General features: G+C 62.7%; 15 protein-coding genes. 9 read left to right on the plus strand and 6 right to left on the minus strand.

The window, feature by feature from the left end; all coding sequences use genetic code 11:
* Positions 1-111 precede the first annotated feature (111 nt).
* From ACYG9Y_RS22575 to ACYG9Y_RS22595, 5 genes are read left to right on the plus strand one after another with little or no spacing between them, the layout of a single operon-like run.
* Positions 112-381, plus strand: coding sequence for a PqqD family protein (locus ACYG9Y_RS22575; RefSeq protein WP_245259933.1), 270 nt, complete (start codon positions 112-114; stop codon positions 379-381).
* Between the two features lie 25 nt (positions 382-406).
* Positions 407-781 carry a lasso peptide biosynthesis B2 protein gene (locus ACYG9Y_RS22580; RefSeq protein WP_023689984.1) on the plus strand — a complete coding sequence of 125 codons (375 nt, stop codon included), beginning with the start codon at positions 407-409 and terminating at the stop codon, positions 779-781.
* Between the two features lie 3 nt (positions 782-784).
* Positions 785-2,704, plus strand: coding sequence for a lasso peptide isopeptide bond-forming cyclase (locus ACYG9Y_RS22585; RefSeq protein WP_023738089.1), 1,920 nt, complete (start codon positions 785-787; stop codon positions 2,702-2,704).
* A complete protein-coding gene (locus ACYG9Y_RS22590) occupies positions 2,701-3,678 on the plus strand; it encodes a phosphoenolpyruvate carboxykinase (ATP) (RefSeq protein WP_023738088.1) in 978 nt (325 codons plus the stop codon). The genes ACYG9Y_RS22585 and ACYG9Y_RS22590 overlap by 4 nt, the downstream gene beginning before the upstream one ends.
* A 5-nt stretch (positions 3,679-3,683) precedes the next feature.
* On the plus strand, positions 3,684-5,519 hold the full coding sequence (locus ACYG9Y_RS22595; protein ID WP_023738087.1) for an ABC transporter ATP-binding protein: 1,836 nt from the start codon (positions 3,684-3,686) through the stop codon (positions 5,517-5,519).
* Positions 5,520-5,566: 47 nt separating this feature from the next.
* Here ACYG9Y_RS22595 and ACYG9Y_RS22600 read toward each other — a convergent pair whose 3' ends face one another.
* Positions 5,567-5,839: a hypothetical protein gene (locus tag ACYG9Y_RS22600; protein WP_023668815.1), complete on the minus strand. Its 273-nt coding sequence runs from the start codon at positions 5,837-5,839 to the stop codon at positions 5,567-5,569.
* A gap of 607 nt (positions 5,840-6,446) precedes the next feature.
* Here ACYG9Y_RS22600 and ACYG9Y_RS22605 point away from each other — a divergent pair.
* The 3 genes from ACYG9Y_RS22605 (at position 6,447) to ACYG9Y_RS22615 (ending at position 9,835) form a co-directional block, all read left to right on the plus strand.
* The gene (locus ACYG9Y_RS22605; protein WP_023668816.1) at positions 6,447-7,124 is read left to right on the plus strand and encodes a sugar transferase; all 678 of its coding nucleotides are present in this window, start codon (positions 6,447-6,449) and stop codon (positions 7,122-7,124) included.
* A gap of 218 nt (positions 7,125-7,342) precedes the next feature.
* The gene (locus ACYG9Y_RS22610) at positions 7,343-8,566 is read left to right on the plus strand and encodes a polysaccharide biosynthesis/export family protein (protein WP_032923778.1); all 1,224 of its coding nucleotides are present in this window, start codon (positions 7,343-7,345) and stop codon (positions 8,564-8,566) included.
* A 177-nt stretch (positions 8,567-8,743) separates the two neighbouring features.
* A complete protein-coding gene (locus ACYG9Y_RS22615; RefSeq protein WP_023738085.1) occupies positions 8,744-9,835 on the plus strand; it encodes an acyltransferase family protein in 1,092 nt (363 codons plus the stop codon).
* 10 nt (positions 9,836-9,845) lie between these two features.
* Here the strand turns inward: ACYG9Y_RS22615 and ACYG9Y_RS22620 are convergent, their stop codons facing one another.
* The 5 genes from ACYG9Y_RS22620 to ACYG9Y_RS22640 all read right to left on the minus strand — a co-directional run bounded on the left by ACYG9Y_RS22620 (position 9,846) and on the right by ACYG9Y_RS22640 (position 17,187).
* Positions 9,846-11,129, minus strand: a complete 1,284-nt coding sequence (locus ACYG9Y_RS22620; RefSeq protein WP_023725867.1) for an O-antigen ligase family protein — start codon at positions 11,127-11,129, stop codon at positions 9,846-9,848.
* 275 nt (positions 11,130-11,404) lie between these two features.
* Positions 11,405-12,232 (minus strand): SDR family NAD(P)-dependent oxidoreductase, encoded by an 828-nt coding sequence (locus ACYG9Y_RS22625; protein WP_023738084.1) that lies wholly within the window; start codon positions 12,230-12,232, stop codon positions 11,405-11,407.
* Between the two features lie 96 nt (positions 12,233-12,328).
* A complete protein-coding gene (locus tag ACYG9Y_RS22630) occupies positions 12,329-12,814 on the minus strand; it encodes an acetone carboxylase subunit gamma (protein ID WP_023729650.1) in 486 nt (161 codons plus the stop codon).
* Positions 12,811-15,015 (minus strand): hydantoinase B/oxoprolinase family protein, encoded by a 2,205-nt coding sequence (locus ACYG9Y_RS22635; protein ID WP_023738083.1) that lies wholly within the window; start codon positions 15,013-15,015, stop codon positions 12,811-12,813. Before ACYG9Y_RS22635 ends, ACYG9Y_RS22630 begins: the two co-directional genes overlap by 4 nt.
* Positions 15,016-15,027: 12 nt before the next feature.
* Complete coding sequence (locus ACYG9Y_RS22640; protein ID WP_023738082.1) at positions 15,028-17,187, minus strand: hydantoinase/oxoprolinase family protein; 2,160 nt, start codon at positions 17,185-17,187, stop codon at positions 15,028-15,030.
* A 110-nt stretch (positions 17,188-17,297) separates the two neighbouring features.
* Here ACYG9Y_RS22640 and ACYG9Y_RS22645 point away from each other — a divergent pair, with 110 nt between their 5' ends.
* On the plus strand, positions 17,298-18,077 hold the full coding sequence (locus tag ACYG9Y_RS22645; RefSeq protein WP_023834390.1) for a helix-turn-helix transcriptional regulator: 780 nt from the start codon (positions 17,298-17,300) through the stop codon (positions 18,075-18,077).
* The last annotated feature ends 15 nt before the right edge of the window (positions 18,078-18,092 follow it).

Here is an 18,092-nt window from a genome sequence, read left to right on the forward strand (position 1 = left end):
GGAGAGTCGGGGGTCAAACCCCGGCTCTCGCGTCTTTGTCCGGAATTGCCGAAGCGTTGGTGTTGTGAGCGAGGTTTAGGAATGGACTGGAACCCCACGGACCATGATCGGATGAGCGCGAGCAAGGATGCCGTGGCCTGCGAATTCGGCAACGGCCTGGCGCTGCTCGATATGAGGTCCAACATCTATTACAGCCTGAACAGCGTCGGCGCCTATATCTGGGAGCTGATCCAGGAGCCGCGGCCGATTTCCGAAATCCGCAGCGCCGTGCTGGATCGCTACAATGTCGATCCGGAACGCTGCAAGGCCGATGTCGATGGATTGTTGAAGGGCTTGGCGGACGCCGGGCTTGCGAGGCTCCATGATGAGGAACTTGTCTAGAGCTTTCTCACTGAGCGGGCCGGAGATGCTCTTTCTCGCCCACTGCCTTGCGGTGGTGGTGGCGGTGCGGCTGGGGCTGACGCTGCTTTCCTACAACAAAGTGCGCCGCGTGGTGACCCGGCTCGACGCGCGCGAACCAGCCGACATCGGCGATCTCAGGCGTGTCGCCTGGGGCGTGGCTGCGGCTGCCCGCCTGGTGCCTGGCGCAAGCTGTCTGACCCAAGCGCTCTCCGGCCAGTATTTGCTTGCCCGCCAGGGCAACGCCTCAAAAATCCGCATCGGCATCGAGCGCGATACCGGCACCGAGTTGAAGGCGCATGCCTGGCTGGTCAGCGGCGACCATATCGTGCTCGGCGGCTCGCTTGGCAGGTTTAACCATCTCGTCGACCACGGCCAGTGAGCGATGAGCGGCGTCGCCGGAATTCTGCTGAGGCAGGAAGGCAGGCAGGCCGCCGCGGCCGACATCCAGCGCATGCTTGCCCGCATGCAGCATCGCGCGCCTGACGGCAGTTCGTGGTGGATCGACGAGGGCGTCGTTCTTGGCCACGCCTGGCTCAACACCACCGATGAAGCCGGCCCCGGCCCGCTGACCATGGCCGGCGGCAAGCTCGCAATCACCGCGGATTGCCGGCTGGACAACCGTGACGAACTCTTGGCCAGGCTCGGCATCCGGGACAATTCGGCTGCCGACGCCGTGCTTGTGATGCGCGCCTATCTGCGCTGGGGCGAAGCCTGTCCCGAATATCTGCAGGGCGACTTCGCCTTTGCCATCTGGGACGCCGAGCGCCAGAAGCTGTTTTGCGTGCGCGATCATTTCGGCGTCAAACCCTTCTATTACCATTCAAGCGACCGGCGTTTCGTCTTTGCTTCCGAGATCGGGCCGATCCTCGAGGTCGGCGGCGTCGACATGCGCATCAGCGAACACCAGATTTCCGGCTTCCTCGCCGGGCTGCCCGATAATCCGCAATCGACTGCCTATGCCGATATCTTCCGCCTGCCCGCGCGCCATAGCCTGACGGTGACCGGGAACCAGGTGGTGTTGCGCCGCTACTGGCAGATCGAACCCTCGCCAAGGCCGATGCGATCGGATACGGCCGAGGAATTCCGGCATTTGTTTTCGCAATCGGTCCGCAACCGCATGCGCGGCACGCCTGCGGTCGGGGCGATGCTGAGCGGAGGCCTCGATTCCTCCTCGATCGCCTGCGTGGCGGGCCTTCAGAATGCCGCGCAGCGCAAGCCGAGGCTGCCGACCTTCTCGCTGGTGTTCGAAAAGGGTTCGCCGATGGACGAGCGGCCTTTCATCGAGGCAGTGCTTGGACAGGAGCAGGTCGACGGCACTTTGATTTCCGTCGGCAACTACGCGCCCTTCGCCGAGTTCGAACGCATTCTGGAAGAGCAGGAGGAAACGTTCCTGGCGCCCGGCCTGTCGTTGACCCGCGACATCTACAGGACCGCCGGCGCCAAGGGCATGAAGGTGCTGCTGGACGGCCATGGCGGCGACGAGGTGGTTTCGCAGGGCCACGGCCATCTGCACGAACTCGCCTATGCCGGCAAATGGATGGAGCTGTGGCGCGAGCTGCGCAGCGCCTCCAACACCTATGGCGACGGCATGCTCGGCCTCTACTACCAGTTCCTTACCCTTTACGGACCGGCCTGGCGCATCGCGAGAATCAAGCGGTTCGCGAACCGCGTGCTTGGCAAATTGCGGCGCCATCCAACTGGGCGGCCGGCGACGAGCTGGCGCGGCCTGATCAATCCGGACCTGGCGATGCGCACCGACCTCGTCGAGCGGTTCCGCAGGGCCGGCTACATGCCGCCCGCAGTCAGCGCCAGCGAGACCTTGACCCATCGCTGGCTGCTGTCGAACGGCATGGTGCCGCACGCCTTCGAGGTTCTCGACAAGGCCGCCGCCAATTTCGGCGTCGAGCCGCGCTACCCCTTCTGGGACAAGCCGCTGGTCGAGTTCTGCCTGGCGCTGCCCGGCGCGGAAAAGCTGAACCAGGGCTTTGGCCGCTCGGTGTTGCGCCGCGCCATGGAAGGAATCCTGCCGCCGGCGGTGCAGTGGCGGCGCGACAAGATCGATTTCACCTCGAACCTGGTCAAAGGCATGCTCGGCAATCACCGTGATCTCCTCGACAAGGTGCTGGTAGCGGATGCGGCGCTGATCGCGCCCTATGTCAATTTGCCCGAAGTGACAGCCGCCTATGGCCGCATCGCGCGGCAACCGGACGAAGCCACCCTGCCCGATGTCCAGTATGTCTGGCGTTCGATCGCGTTGTCGCTGTGGCTAAGGCAGGTGCAACAGCGCGGGAGCCAAGCATGACACTGGCCAACATGCCACTCACCGCCGATGCGATCCGCGATGCCGGCCATCCCAAGGCTCGCGCGCAACGCTTCTACAGGGCTTATGGCCTGACGATCGGTTCGCAGGTCGAATTGCCCGAGCTGGAGCCGAGCGCGCCGGCGGCGGTCGATGTGGTGATTACAGTCGGCCCGATCGACTTGCCAAAACCCTCGCCCGAGACCGGAACTGCTTTCCGCTTCGAGGCGCGGCAGCAATATCTGGCATGGCAGACGGTCGGCGCATTCCTGATTACCGATGCCTGCCGCATCGAGGTGGAGCCGGCGCCTGATGTCGACGATGCACTGCTGGCGTTTCCGCTGCTCGGTCCGGTCATGGCACTGCTCCTGCACCAGCGCGGCCTGCTCATCCTGCACGCCAGCGCCATTGCCGTCGGCGTCAAAAGCGCTGTTTTCATGGGCGACAAGGGCGCCGGGAAATCGACGACGGCGAGCGCGATGATCCGCGCCGGCCATCGCTTGCTGACCGACGATGTCGTGGCGCTCGATCTCACGGAGCGGCCGATGATCGTTCCGGGTTTTCCGCAGTTGAAGCTCGCCGCCGATGCCGCCGCCGCGTTTCCCATCCGACAGGCAGAGATACGCCCGCAGGTGCATGCGGCGATCGACAAGATGCAGCACCGCCTGCACGCCGGATTTGCGGCAGACGCGGTGCCGGCGACCCGGATCTATATCCTCGAGCGCAGCGACAAGGCAGCGATCACGCCGCTGCCAGGCATCGGCGCCCTGCCGGCAATCATCAAGTTTTCCTATGTGACGCGTTTCGGCCGTCCAGCCCTGGTCGGCGATTTTGCCACGACACATCTTCGCCAATGCGCCGCCTTGGCCAGCCAGATCGGCGTCTGTCGCCTCGAAGTGCCCACCGGGCTCGACCGTATCGGCGAAGCCGTCGCCCTGATCGAAAACGATCTGGCGGCCGACAAAGGGCCGCGGTGACTGACATGTCCGCATCGCAGATCCTGCGCTTTTCGTTTTACCGCGATGTCGCCGGCTTCGGCGCCGCCATGGCCCGGATCGGCGGGCGCAGGACCTTCACGGCATTGCTGTTCCTGATCCTGGGAAGCCTGACCGAAGGCATCTCGATCCTGCTTCTGGTGCCGCTGCTGCATCTGGTCGGGCGACCCGAGCAGAATTTCGCGGTCAGGTTGCCTGACCGCGACTGGGTGCGCTGGCTGGCTCCGGACGGAACGCTGCAATTGACCACGGTGCTTTGCCTGCTGGTCGGGCTTGTCGCGCTGCAGGCAGCGTTCAACCGCTACAAATCCGTCTACATGGCGCGGCTGCTGCTCGACTTCATCAATCGCCTGCGCATGAACCTGTTCGAGAGCATCGGCAAGGCGCGGTGGGGGATATTCGCGCGCATGCGCAGCTCCGATCTCGACCATGCGCTGACCGGCGATATCGACCGCGTGCAGTCGGCGGCGTTCTCGCTGCTGATGCTGGTGCAGATCGCCGTGCTTCTGGCGGGTTATCTCGTTGTCTCGCTGTTCATTTCGACAGTAATGACGGCGTTTGCCATTGTCGTCGGCATCGTCACCTTCCTGGCACTGCAGCCGTTTCGGGCACGAGCCAGCGCCTTCGGCCGGGTTTTGACCAGCAATCGCCAGGAGCAGTACCGAACGGTCTCGGAGTTCCTCGGCGGCATCAAGGTGGCCAAGAGCCTGAATGTCGAGGCGACCTATTACGCGCAGCTTCGCGCGACGCTGGAGAAGATGAAGGCCGACAACATCAACTATGTGCGCAACAGCACCATCGGCACCGCTCTGTTCCAGGTCGCCAGCGTCATTGGTCTGAGCCTGTTCATCTATGTCGCTTTGGTCCGCTTCAACCTCTCGCTGGCCGAGATCGTTGTCCTGCTTCTGGTGTTCATGCGCATCGCGCCGCGTTTCATGGACATGCAGATGCAGGCGCAGCAGGTGCTGATCAACCTGCCGGCCTATGCCTCGATGCGCGACATGCAGGCGCGTTTCGATGCCGAACGCGAGCCGGCAAACCTCGAATCGGATGCCAAGCTGTCGCTCGATGTCGGGCTCAACATCCGCAACGTCTCCTTTGCCTATGAGGCCGGCGGCAAGCCGGTGGTGAGCGATGTGACGTTTGGCCTTCCCGCCGGCAAGGTAACGGCGCTGATCGGTCCGTCAGGCTCGGGCAAGAGCACGCTTGCCGACATGCTGCTTGGCCTGCTCGAACCGAGCGAGGGCAAAATCCTGGCCGATGGCGTCGAGATCGGCGCGGCCAACCGCCGGCGCTGGCGCGACCAGGTGGCGTATGTGCCGCAAGACGTGTTCCTGCTGCACAATACGATCGCCGCCAATCTGCGCCTTGCCGCGCCGCAAGCCACTGACGCGGAGCTGTGGACTGCACTGCGCGCTGCGCATGGCGCCGACTTCGTCGAGCGGCTGGAGTTGCGGCTCGACACGGTGGTCGGCGACCGCGGCGTCCGGCTCTCGGGCGGCGAACGCCAGCGCATCGCGCTGGCGCGCGCGCTGCTGCGCAAACCTTCGCTGCTCATTCTCGACGAGGCGACCAGCGCGCTCGACTGGCAGAACCAATCCCTGATCGCCAAGTCGATCGACGGCTTGCGCGGATCGATGACGATCCTGACCATTGCGCACAGGCCATCGATGATCGCCTTCGCCGACTGGGTGGTTGCAGTCGAAAACGGACGAATCGTCGAAGTCGGGCAATATCAGAGGTTGAAAGCGAAGGCCGGCAGCCGCCTGTCGAAAATGCTTTCAGGCGAGCAATCGGAACCCGAGCCGGCCGAAGCAGGCTGAGTCCGGCTGCAAGATGATCCGAGGCCGACCTTGCGGCTTCAGACTACTCAATGCACGCTGCGCCTCGCCGAGAGCTTCTCGCCTTCAACCGCCTTGTCGGCGCCGAGGCTTCTTTCGGCGTCGCGAGCCCTGTCGGCCGATGTCGGCGCGCTCCTGGCGATCATCACATACACCAGCAGGAAATAACCGATTTGGATGAGGACAGCGCAGCCGATGACGCGAAGCACCGTTGTGGTGACCGTCGCGCCGTCGACATAGGACCACGCGACCACGATCGCGAGGGCGAAAACCATTCCAATGACGAATTTTGGTAATGACATGTTCGGCGGCCCGTCAACCGGCCCGAGCATGCAAAAGCGATGACTTACCCACCCGAGTATCTCCCCATTCGCCATGCGAGCTTATTTAGTTGCTCTTTTTCGGCCGGTTGCTTCCGGCCTTCCCAACCCATCCAGACTCTATCAGGAATAATTTGCGACTCTATTAAGGCGCGAAACTGACGGCAAGGGCAACCTGCAATAATTTTCGGCTTGGCGGCGGCTTGGACTCCGCCATGCTGCGATGCACACGCAGGGGTGGTGACCTAACTCGTCATGCGCTTTATACTACAGTAGAATCTACAATGTTGATTAGTATTTTACTTGATTAATTTAGCAAATCCAGTGATTCGAAAATCAGTTAAAGCCGTTCCCTCTGCGGCAAAGGACGATTTGCCCAAAACCCGCCGAAAAAAGGCATTACATTTCCTACGGTTGCTAATTATTCGTCACAAACCCGCCATAAAGGGCAAAATTTGGGCAAGGAGCGTTTATTATTTAGTCAATTCCTGACGTGACTATTTCAGCCATATGGGAAATTGTGTGTTGCGCTGCAGCATTTTTTTGGTATCGTGGCATAAACCATCCGTTCAACGTATGGAGCTTTTGCATGAGGGACGTTGCCAAGTCGGCCAATGCGGCATTTTCGCATGTCGGCGTAGATTTTCCGCCACCCATCGGCGGGCTGCTGAAGCGCAGTTTCGATATTTTCGGTTCACTTGTCGGCCTAGTGGCGCTTAGCCCGCTGTTCCTGATGGTGGCCCTTCTGGTCAAGCTTTCCGACGGCGGCTCGATCTTCTACGGCCACAAGCGCATCGGACGCGGTGGGCGGATTTTCCCCTGCCTCAAGTTCCGCACCATGGTCGAAGACGGCGAACGTGTGCTGGCCGCCTATCTCGCGGCCAATCCGGAAGCCAACGCCGAATGGATCGCGACCCGCAAGCTGAAGAACGATCCGCGCGTCACCCGCGTCGGCGCCGTTCTGCGCAAGCTCAGCCTCGACGAGCTGCCGCAGATCATCAACATCCTGCAGGGCGACATGAGCCTTGTCGGGCCTCGCCCGGTGGTGCGCGACGAGCTTGAGATCTACGGCAGCGCCGCGGTCTATTATTTGAAGTCGCGGCCGGGCCTGACCGGGCTCTGGCAGGTGAGCGGACGCAACGATGTCTCCTATGACAGTCGCGTCGCGTTCGACCGTCACTATGTCGAGAACTGGTCGCTGTTCGAAGACGTTCGCATCATCCTCAAGACCGTGCCTGCGGTGTGGATGTCGCGCGGTTCCTACTGACCGACCGCAACTGGTCAGCAATCGGGCCGGTACGGCCCGAAGCCAATCCGGTCCAAAGCTATTCGGCGATGGGCCGGTCTCGCATTGCAGCCATAGTATTCTGCCAGGTTCCGAAGGAGGCACTCGGCAGCAGGCCTATCGGGCGGATGGGGCCAAAACGGATCGGAAACGTTCAGTTGAAAACAGACATATCAGCGTATTTTCGCCTTGCCGGCCCGATGCGGCCGGCACGGCTCGTCGCCACGTGCCTCGCTCTGTCGCTCGCGGTTCCGGCCATGGCCGACGAGTACCGGCTCGGCTCGCAAGACAAGCTCAACATCCGCGTCGCCGAGTGGCAGACGGTGGAAGGCACGTTCCGTGACTGGTCGGCGGTAAACGGCGAATATTCGGTCGGTCCAGCCGGCAATTTGTCGGTGCCGTTCGTCGGCGAACTGCCGGCCGCCGGCAAGACCACGTCGGAGGTTGCGGCCGCGATCAGCGTCGCCCTGCAGCGCAAGCTTGCCTTGTCGGACAAGCCGGAAGCCTCGGTGGAAATGGTGCAGTTCCGGCCGTTCTACATCTCGGGCGAGATCCAGACGCCTGGCCAGTTTCCCTATGTGCCGGAGCTGACCGTGCTCAAGGCGATCAGCATCGCCGGCGGCATCCGGCGCAACGCCGACTTCGGCACCCAGCTCGGCAAGGACCTGATCACCGCCAAGGGCAATTTCGACATTTATGACGACCAGCGCGTGCGGTTGATCGTCAAGCGTGCCCGCATCGATGCCGATCTCGCCGGCAAGGAGAGTTTCGAGGCGCCTAAGGAAGTCGAGGGCGACCCGCGCCTGGCGACAATCGTCTCCGACGAAATGCAGATCCTGATCTCCGACCAGAAAGCGTTGAAGCTGAAGCTGCAGGCGCTTGACGATCTGAAAGGGGTCCTGCAGTCCGAAATCGAGGCGCTGCAGAAAAAGATCGTCAACCAGCAAAAACAGGTCGACCTGGCGCAGCAGCAGGCGGACAGTATCGGTCCGCTGGCGCAAAAGGGCCTGGTCGCCAACGCACGCCTGCTTTCCTCGCAACAGTCGGTCACCGATCTGCAGGGCAAGATCCTGGACTATGAGACGGCGATCCTCACCGCCAAGCAGTCAGTCAGCAAGGCGGCGCAGGATGCCATCGATGCCCAGAACACGTTGAACTCGAGACTTGCCGCCGACCGGCAGCAGGTCGAAGCAGACCTCAACGAAGCCGCACTCAGGGTCAACATGCAACAGGGCCTGATGGCCCAGGCATCGGACTCGGCCACGACCGCCGCCATCACAAACAACAATGAAGAGCCGGCGCTCATCTATTCGCTGGTGCGCGTGACCGACGGCAAGACCAGCGAGATCGACGCCAAGGAAGATACGCCGGTGCTGCCGGGCGACGTCATCAAGGTGAAGCTGGCGCCGACGGCCAGCCAGTAACCTGTTTGTTTGGAGCAATTCCGGACGGAAAACCGTTTCCCACTTTTCCCGGAATTGCTCTAGCGCTCGGGCTCGCTCGGCGAGGCCCGCGCGATGGAGGCGGGAGGAACAAGTTCGGCTCGTTCGCGCCAGGGTGCGGGCGGGAACTTCCGTTTTCCGACCGCTTGAAGGCATTCCATGCAGCCCGCCGCACCGCGCCACGTCTACCTCAATCTCGATGCCATCCGCGGCGTCGCGGCGATCAGCGTCATGCTCTACCACTTCTCGCCGTTCCTGGCCGCCGGCAAGGTGCTGCCGTCGAGCTATCTGGCGGTCGACCTGTTCTTCCTGCTCAGCGGCTTCGTCATCGCGCATGCCTATGACCGCAAGATCGAAAACGGCATGGGCTTCGGCACGTTCCTGGCGATCCGCCTGATACGCCTCTACCCGCTCTACCTCGCCGGCACGCTGCTCGGTTTCTTCTATCTCATCGTCAAGAACCGGCTGATTCCGGCGGAATACATGCCGATCTCCGAGATCGGCACCATGCTGACGACCGGCATGTTCTTCATCCCGCTGGTCAGCGATGCCTATCACACGATCTTTCCGCTCAACCCCGCGTCGTGGTCGCTGTTCTTCGAGCTGATCGTCAACATCGCCTATGTCGCCGTCTTCTTCCTGCTGACGAAACGCGTGCTGAGCGTGCTCATCGCCGTCAGCCTGGTGCTGCTGGTGGTCGCCTCTATCATTGCCGGCACGCTCGACTTCGGCATGACCGGCTCGACCATCATCAGCGGCCTGCCGCGCGTCTGTTTCTCGTTCTTCCTGGGCGTGCTGCTTTGCCGGTCCATGACACGCTATCAAAGCGGGCTCGGCTTCCTGCGGCGCGGCTGGTGGGTCGAGGGTGCGATCGCGCTGACGCTCATCGTCTTTGCCATCGCGCCGGCCGGCGGCGCGCGCGTCGCCTACGATCTCGCCTGCGTCGTCCTGGTCTTCCCGGCGCTGGTGGTGGTCGGCACTATTGCGCCGACGGCGCCGCGCCTGTCAGGCCTCTATGGCTGGCTGGGGCGGATTTCCTACCCGATCTACATCATCCACACGCCGCTGCTGATGATCATCGCCGGGGCGGGCAAGGCCGCAGCGATCGACCCGTTCGCGCATCATCCCTGGTTCGGCATCGTCATGGCGGTTTCCGTCATCGTCATCGCTGACATCGCCACGCGCCTCTATGACGAGCCGTTGCGCCGCTTCCTGCAGCGGCTGATGCTGCGCAAGCGCGCCGTCGCCTGAGATAAGCAAGTCAGACGCGCGCCGGCATGCGGCCGTTGGCGGTGTTCTCGTCCGGCACCGGAACATAGGCCCGCCTTGCCCTGGCGAGCGGCACCGGGCGCAGCTTGAACAGGCCGTAATAGACGATGAACGAGGCCATGAAATAGGGGCCGAGGATCTCGACCTCGAAGAAGGAGCGGATCAGCATCATGCCGACCGCGCCGGCGAGCACCACCGAATCGGCGCTCCAGTCACCGAACACCACCTTCGAAACATGGCCCCAGAAGGAGCGCAGGATGATCAGCGCCAGCATCGTCACGCCGATGAAGCCGAGCTCGACCAGCGTCTCGATATAGGTGTTGTGGAAATGGAAGCCGGTGCGGGTGGAGATGTAGAACTCGGCCCAGAGCCGTTCCGGATCGGCAAAACCCTGGATCCAGTAGGCGGCATAGCCATAACCGAGCACCGGACGCTGCTGCGCGGCGGCCCAGCCCTGTTCCCAGAGATAGGTGCGGCCGGTCAGCGTCGAATCCTTGCCGAAGATGCCGAGCACGACATCGAGCAGGCCAAGGTTCAGCGCAGCCATCACACCGCCGACCAGCGCCGTAGCGCCGACGACGAACAGCACGCGGCGGTAGCGGCGTGACAGAACCTTGCTCATGGCAAGCAAAGCAACGACACCGATCACCGCCGGAAGCGAAGCGATTGACGTCGCCGAGTGGGCGATCGCCAGCATATAGACCGACAGCAGGATGATCGGCGCGGTCCAGACGAAGCTCATCCAGTTGCGCCGGTAGAAGGCCAGAAAAGCGAAGCAGAAGAAGATGCCGAGCGAGGCGAAGAAGCCGATCTGGTTCTTGGAGCCGAAGGCGCCGACGAAATTGGTGGTGCCGTCGATAGTGTCGAGCGCATAGGCGCCAACCTTCAGCGAATACAGCAGCACGATGAAGATGCCGATCAGCGAGCCCAGCACCAGCGTGCGCGTGCTGATGGTGCGCGCCGCGATGTAGGCGCACAGCATGTGGGAGAAATATTGCAGCCCCGCCCGCGCGCTGGTGCCGGCCGCTTGCGACCAGAACAGCGACAAACAGACATAGGCCGCAAACAGCAGCGGCAGCCAGGCGCTGGAGAGATCGCGGGCGAAACGCCGGTAGTCGACGAACAGCAGCGGCAGCCATACCAGATAGTAGGCGAGGATCAGGATCTGGCCGAAATTGGTGGAGTAGGCGAAGGCAAAGACCGACACCGCAACGGCGAAGGCGGCATAGGCCTTGTTGTTGTCCGGATCGATCAGAATGGATTTCGGGATCTTCATATCCGTACCGGATTTCTCATGCTGCCGCCTTTCAGCTGGGCTGAAGCGCCCATGGTCGGCTTTTCTGCGTCATGCGCGATCGCCGGAACCTGCCCTTGCCGGATCCCGATCAGCGGGCATCCATTGTGCAGTGCACAATATAACCTCTATCGCCTGTCACTCAATGGTAAATTTGCCGCGAGGGGTAAAGTTGCCGCAGGCAGGGCCAAAACGAACATGCAACCGACAAATGGCGTTAATGCGGCTCGCTCGTTCGAAAATTCAAACTGTGGCCGCTACCACAGCGCTCCGCCGGTGATCTGGATGTTTTCCATGGTGATGCCCTTGGCCAGATCCGAGCACAGGAACACGGCTAGAGCCGCGATTTCCTGCGGCTGCAGCATGCGCTGCTGGGGATTGCCCTTGGCGATCTCGGCCATCGCTTCCTCGGCGGTTCTGCCGTTGCCCTCACGCTCGACCACCTGCGCCACGTTGCGGCGCATCAGTTCGGTCTCGACCCAGGTCGGGCTGATCATGACGCAGGTGACACCGTGCGCGGCGCCTTCCAGCGCCACGCAGCGGGTAAGGCCGAGCAGCCCGGCCTTCGAGGCGCAGTAGGCCGGGTTGTCCTTCCAGCCGACGGAAGCCGCTGTCGAGCCGATGTTGACGATACGGCCCCAGCCGCGCTCGATCATGCCGGGCAGCACAGCTCGGGTGACGCGGAACGCTCCGCTCAGATTGGTGTCGACGATCTTGTCCCACAGTGCGTCGGAATGGCCGCAGACCGGCTGTTCGGCGGTGGTGCCCGCGGCATTGACCAGTATGTCTCCCGGGCCGATGGCGGCTTGTGCGTCAGCCGCAAACCGGTTGGTCACATCGCTGTCGCGGACATCGAGATGGGCGGCATAAACCCTGGTGCCGTGTGCCGACAGGGCCAACCGCACGCGCTCGATTTCATCGGCGCCGGGATAGTAGGCGGCGTCGGTTCTGTCGGCGTCGGCGGGGGCGATGTAGGAGCCGACCGCTACATTTGCGCCGGCCTGCGCCAACGCCGTCGCAATGGCGAAGCCCATGCCGGAAAACCCGCCGGTGACGATCGCACTGCGGCCGGAAAGGTCTGTCATGGGCAGTGAATCTCCGATGCCGACGTTTGATGCCATAGTCTTAGACCCAGCCCGGTGACGAGCGCTACCTTGCCTGCAGCGCTGGTCACCACGTCGCTAAAGCGGTTTGCCCAGCCACTCGCGATAGAAGCCTTCGAGATCGGGTTCGAAATCATGCACGATCGGATAGCCGGGTGCTGCCGCCTCGACCTCGTGCATGGTGCCGCATTGCGGGCAGATGAATTCGCGGATTTCCATCCATTGCGGATCGGGGATATCGCTGTTGGGATAGATCTCGCGCAGCGCTGCCTCGGTGTTGCGCACGTTGATCGCGGCCTTGAGCTTCCAGTTCTTGCGGTAGTCGCCGAAGGAGTGGCCGCATTCGCAACGGGTGATGCGCTCGTCGCCGCTCTGGCAGATGAACAGGTGATCCGAGACCGGCAGCAGGATCGGGTCCTTCCAGGTGACACGGTCCTGATAGACGGCGAGCATCTTGAAGAAGCGGTCGTCGTCCTTGTAGGCGCTCATGATGCGCTTTGTCTGAGGCCAGGGGAGCTTGCCGGCTGAGAGATCGCCGAGGACTTCCTTGCTGTACGAGGTCATGGCTTTGCTCCCGGCATGAAGATCGATCTGGCGTCGACGGTCCAGAAATCGCTGAAATCCCTGGTGAAGCGCGACGACAGCTTGATCGCGCTGGCATACATTTTCTTCACCTCGGGCGCGAAGTCGGCCTTCTCGACACGGCCGTGTTCGGCAGCGATCCAGTCGGAAACCGGGATCGCCTTGGCCAGACGCTCTCTGCGCATGGCGGCACGACGTTCGACGGTGGCGTCGATATCGGCAACCGGATAACCCTCGGCGTCGTCCTTCAGCACGATGCCGAAAATCTGGATCGCCGCCTGGCGGGTGAGAAAACCGTTCTCGACATCCCAGGCGGTCTTGACCGGATCGCGCTCCAGCACGTCGCCGTAACCGCCGCCACCATTGTAGGAATGGCTGAAGATGTCCCCCGACTTGTGCGGCGAGGTGATGTAGGGGCCTTCGACCACGGCATGGTCGCCGCCGATGTTCTTCTCGTAGTCGGAGACATGCGGATCGATACCTGGGGCATGCGCGAGCGGTTCGCCTTTTGCCGCCAGTTCATGGATGTTGGAATTGCGTACCGCGCGATGCTTCTGGCAGGTCGGCGCGGGATAGCCGCCACACATGCCGCCATTGTCGAATACCCGCGAGGAGTGTTCCGAGGTGTGCAGTCGCAGGTGCGAGGTCTTGTTGATCAGCCAGGTCGAGACGAAGGAACAGCCGCCGCGATATTTGCCGGCGCCCCCTGAATTGGGGACGATCGAGCGGCCGATATAGACCATCGGCATCGATTGTTCCCAGACCTCGATGTTGCCCATGTCGGATTCCGGATTCCAGCCGACATAGGCGGTGTCGAGGCCATCGGCGATGGCCAGCGCGCCGGAGCCGGCGGCGGCGCATTCGAAATGCGCCATGCCGAACGGCGTACCGTACTGGCTTTCGCCGCCCATCTCGATCATCGGGCTGTTGACCTGGCCAACGAAGGCCTCCTCGACGAAGCCGCGCGCGACGAAGCCGCGCGACAAAAGGCGCTGGAACACGCCATAGGCCGGCAGCAGCAGCGCCCAGGATGTGGCGGTCGCCACCATCTCATTGTCGGGGTTGGTCCAGGTGCCGTGCGGCAGCTTCAGCTCGGTCGCCATCCAGGCGCCGTCATTGACCAGGCCCTCGAAATTCATGTGCTGGGTCAAGGTGACGAACATGCCGCCATCCATGCCGGCCGGCGTGCAGTTCATCGAATGGTAGCCCCAGGGCTGCGTGCCCTCGAAGTCCATGGTGATCTTGCCGTCGGTGGTGATCTCCATCTCGATCGGGATGTTGTAGAGCCAGTCGGGATCGCCAAGCAGCTGGAAGCCGGGCTTGCCCGCCGTGACATGGCCGTAGAAGGTGTGGCCACGATAAATGCCGGGCACGGTGAGCTGGCGGGTGCGGGCGAGCTGGGCGCGACGGCCCTCCTCGATGAACTCCTTCGACACCTTCATCCAGTAGTCGAGGCCGATCTCGGAGATCAGCTGCTTGACGCTTTCGCGCATGTCGATGCAGGAGGCGACCTTGGCCTTCTCGTCGAGCACCCAGTAGATCGGCATGCGTAGATTGCGCTCGCAGCGGATGACGTAGTCGCGGCGGATCTCGTCATTCTCGCCGATCTTCTCGGCGCAGACGAACAGGCCTTCGGTGAAGCGCTCCTGCGCCAAGCAGACGTCGCCGCCGGGCGTGATGCCGCCGGCTTCGAGCTCGTGGCAGACCGCACCGGCCCAGCCGACCAGCGTGCCTTGATGGAAGATCGGCACCACGTCCATGACGTCGGGCACCTGCACGGTGCCGATGAAGGCATCGTTGTTGGCAAAGATGTCGCCTTCGCGGATCTTCGGGTTTTCCTCGTAATTGTTCTTGATCATCCATTTGATGAAGCGGCTCATCGTGTGGACGTGGACCATGATGCCGTTGGACAGCGCGATCGCATCGCCCTCGGGCGTATAGATCGCCACCACCATTTCGCCGACTTCGCGCACGCCGGGCGAGGCCGAGATGCGGCGGGCCATTTCGCGGGCCGAGACGCAATAGGCGCGCAGCTTGGTGTGCAGCGTCTCGAATTTCAGCGGGTCCTGGTTGCGTAGCGTGAGCTCGGTGATGCCGTCATAGCAGCCGGTCTCTTCCATCAGCCGTTCTGAATCGAGCAGCCGTTCGCGAAGGCGCAGGGCCGAGGCAGGTCTGTCCAACATGGCGGTGCCCTTTCAAGAATGGGTGTAATGCAGCAGCGTCCACTCATCGACGTGGACACGGTCCTGCGGATGAACAACGAGCGTGGTGGCGGGATGTTCGATGATGGCCGGACCGATCACCTCATGGCCGGGCTGCAGTAGGTCCATCTCGTAGAGATTGGCCTTGTGCCAGCGTCCCCCGATATAGGCCTCGCGCACGCCCTTGTGCGCTGCTGCCGGGGCCGACTTGCCGAGCGGGCGCTTCAAGAGCACCGGCTTGACCTTGTCGGCGGTGGCGATCAATCCGAGCTCGGTGATGGTGAAGCCGGCTTCGCCATAGCGCGAAATGCGATGGTTGACCTTGGCGTAGACCGCCTCGAACTCGTCGATGACCCTACGCATGTCGTCAGCCGAATTGACCTCGGCAAGCGGTGCCATGACCTCGACATCCTCGAGCTGGCCGGTGTAGCGCATCATCAGGAACGGCACGGTCTTGATCTTGTCTCTGATATGGCCGTCGCTGATCATCTCGTCGACCGCCGCCTTGGTGAGATCATTCCAGACGTCGGTGACCTTCTTGCCGAAAGCGAGCAGCTCGTCATCGCTTGCGCGGGCGCCGATGTCGTGCTGCGTCGAGACCGAACGCCGACGCATGAAATCGGCGGTGGTGCAGCCGAAGGCCGAGAAGGCGGCGGCAAACTGGAAGGTGATGATGTCCCTGAAGCCGATGCCCCTGGAGCAGCCGGCCAGATGCAGCGGACCCGAGCCGCCATAGGACAGCAGCGTGAATTCCGAGGGATGGATGCCCTGGCCGGAAATGACCCGGCGCAGCGCGTTGTTGGCATCGGCTTCCAGCATGTCGATCATGCCTTCGGCAGCCTCCTCGACACCGACGCCAAGGATGCTGGAGCATTTTTCCTCAAACGCTTTGCGCGCCTTCTGGACCTGCAAGACGACCTTGCCGCCGAGGAAATAATACGGGTTGAGGCGGCCTAGTATGGCGTCGCAATCGGCGATGGTGGGTTCAGTGCCGCCCTTGGCGAAGCAGATGGGGCCGGGGTCGGAACCGGCGCTTTCCGGCCCGAGCGAGACTTTCTTGGTCAGCGGGTCGACCTTGAGGATCATGCCGGCGCCGGCGCCGATCGTGTCGAGATGCAGCGTCGGCACGTTGAGCTTGAAACGGTCCATCAGCGGCTCGTTCTCGATCCGCGTCTGGCCGCGCGAAATGACGCCCATGTCGAAGGAGGTGCCGCCCATGTCCGAGCAGATCAGGGAGTCGTTGCCGATGAGCTTGCCGACATAGGCCGCGCCGAGAATACCGCCGATCGGGCCGGAAATCATGGTTTCGTGCAGGCGCGGATGGTTGATTGAGGTCAGGCCGCCAAAGGACAGCAGCGTCTGCACGCCGTATTTGAAGCCGTATTTTTTCGAAACGTCCTCGATACCCCTAAGCTGCTTGCGGCCGCGCGACGTCGCGTAGGCTTCGATCAGCACCGAGTTCAGCCGCGACTGTTCGCGGATGACCGGGCGGACCTCGTGGCTGGTGTAGATGAGGATGTCGGCGCCGGCTTTCAGCACCTCCTCGCGGCATATCTCGGCGATGCGCTTTTCGTGCACCGGATTGACGTGCGAGAAGATGGTCATGATGCAGATCGCCTCGACCTTGTCGGCAATCAGCTTCCTGGCCGCAATCGCGACTTCATGCTCGTAGAGCGGCAGCACGATGTCGCCGAACTGGTCGATGCGCTCGGTGACGCCATGGGTGCGACGGCGCGGCACCAGCGGACCGGGATGATGGTGGGTCACCGCATGCAGCCGGTCGGCATAGGAATAGTCGGCCCAGGCCTGCAGGCCGCGACCCATCAGGATCATGTCTTCCAGACCCTTGGTGGTGATCAGGCCAAGCCGGCGCCCGGTGCGCGACAACAGTGTGTTGAGCATGCCGGTGCCGGAATAGAGCACGACGTTGACGCCGGAGAACAGCTGCTCCAGCGAGATGCCCCAGGCGTCGGCCGCGTCTTCGGCCGATGCGAGGAAGCCTTCGGCCTCGTTCTTCGGCGTGGTTGCCGACTTGCCGATCTTGAAGTGGCCGTCCTGGTCGACAAGGATCGTGTCGGTCATGGTGCCGCCGGCGTCGATGCCGATGACGATTGGATTGCCGACGATGGGGCTGGTGAGGTTGGGTTGGGTCACGGTCGCCTCAGGATTGCTCTAGGATGGCTCAAGCTAGATTCCTTGGGCGGCCTTGCGCCATATGCCAAAAGACACAATGACCGCCGGACCGGGATAGCCGAGAAAAGGGCATGCGCATGGGCAATATCTGGGGGCCGCTCGCCAGGGCGATTGCCGCCACCGGTACGGACAGGCATGTCGACTGCCTGATCGACCTGATCGGCGCCGATATCGAGCACGATCTCGTCACCGTGACCCGATATTCGGCGACGCAGACGCCGGAATTCATCAAGCACCGGCGCTTCTCCGACGAGATGGTCCGGCGCTATCTCGACAATTACTACGTCTTCGACCCGTTCTATGCCTCGTGGCGGCGTGAACGCCGGCTGGGCATCCTGCCGCTGAAGCGGCTTGCCGACGACGAAGCCAAACGCGGCCAGTACATAGCCGGCTTCCTGGCGCAGTCGGAGATCTGCGACGAGGTCGGCATCATGCTGGCCGATGGCGGCGACTGGTGCCTCGGCATCTTCCTCGACCGCTCGACCTCCACCTTCAAGGAGAGCGAAATCGCCCTGCTGGACGAGCGGCTGCCGGTGTTCGAGGCCTTGCATGCGCTCGACATCAAGGCGCGCGGCACCGAGTTCTCCCGCACATCGGCGCCGACCGGCCCCGGCGCCTCGCCCCGGCAAGAGCCGACCATTCCTGCGAGCCTGTGGCCGGAACTGTCGCTGCGCGAGCGGGAATTGGTTCAGTTGATCCTGGCGGGACATCCGACCGCCAACATCGCGGAACGGCTCGGCATCGCCGTCGGCACGGTGAAGAACCACCGCCGCCGCATCTACGAGAAGCTCGACATAACCACCGAACGGGAGCTGTTTTTGCAGTTCTTCCAGCATCGGGCAGACGGTTAGTCCGCCATCGATATG

The sequence above is a fragment of the Mesorhizobium sp. W050 genome (genome assembly GCF_054719535.1).

Bases quoted from the DNA above. Each gene is read 5' to 3' on its own strand.
- ACYG9Y_RS22575 (WP_245259933.1), top strand. From the start codon at position 112: ATGAGCGCGAGCAAGGATGCCGTGGCCTGCGAATTCGGCAACGGCCTG.
- ACYG9Y_RS22580 (WP_023689984.1), top strand. From the start codon at position 407: ATGCTCTTTCTCGCCCACTGCCTTGCGGTGGTGGTGGCGGTGCGGCTG.
- ACYG9Y_RS22585 (WP_023738089.1), top strand. From the start codon at position 785: ATGAGCGGCGTCGCCGGAATTCTGCTGAGGCAGGAAGGCAGGCAGGCC.
- ACYG9Y_RS22590 (WP_023738088.1), top strand. From the start codon at position 2,701: ATGACACTGGCCAACATGCCACTCACCGCCGATGCGATCCGCGATGCC.
- ACYG9Y_RS22595 (WP_023738087.1), top strand. From the start codon at position 3,684: ATGTCCGCATCGCAGATCCTGCGCTTTTCGTTTTACCGCGATGTCGCC.
- ACYG9Y_RS22600 (WP_023668815.1), bottom strand. From the start codon at position 5,839: ATGTCATTACCAAAATTCGTCATTGGAATGGTTTTCGCCCTCGCGATC.
- ACYG9Y_RS22605 (WP_023668816.1), top strand. From the start codon at position 6,447: ATGAGGGACGTTGCCAAGTCGGCCAATGCGGCATTTTCGCATGTCGGC.
- ACYG9Y_RS22610 (WP_032923778.1), top strand. From the start codon at position 7,343: ATGCGGCCGGCACGGCTCGTCGCCACGTGCCTCGCTCTGTCGCTCGCG.
- ACYG9Y_RS22615 (WP_023738085.1), top strand. From the start codon at position 8,744: ATGCAGCCCGCCGCACCGCGCCACGTCTACCTCAATCTCGATGCCATC.
- ACYG9Y_RS22620 (WP_023725867.1), bottom strand. From the start codon at position 11,129: ATGAAGATCCCGAAATCCATTCTGATCGATCCGGACAACAACAAGGCC.
- ACYG9Y_RS22625 (WP_023738084.1), bottom strand. From the start codon at position 12,232: ATGACAGACCTTTCCGGCCGCAGTGCGATCGTCACCGGCGGGTTTTCC.
- ACYG9Y_RS22630 (WP_023729650.1), bottom strand. From the start codon at position 12,814: ATGACCTCGTACAGCAAGGAAGTCCTCGGCGATCTCTCAGCCGGCAAG.
- ACYG9Y_RS22635 (WP_023738083.1), bottom strand. From the start codon at position 15,015: ATGTTGGACAGACCTGCCTCGGCCCTGCGCCTTCGCGAACGGCTGCTC.
- ACYG9Y_RS22645 (WP_023834390.1), top strand. From the start codon at position 17,298: ATGCGCATGGGCAATATCTGGGGGCCGCTCGCCAGGGCGATTGCCGCC.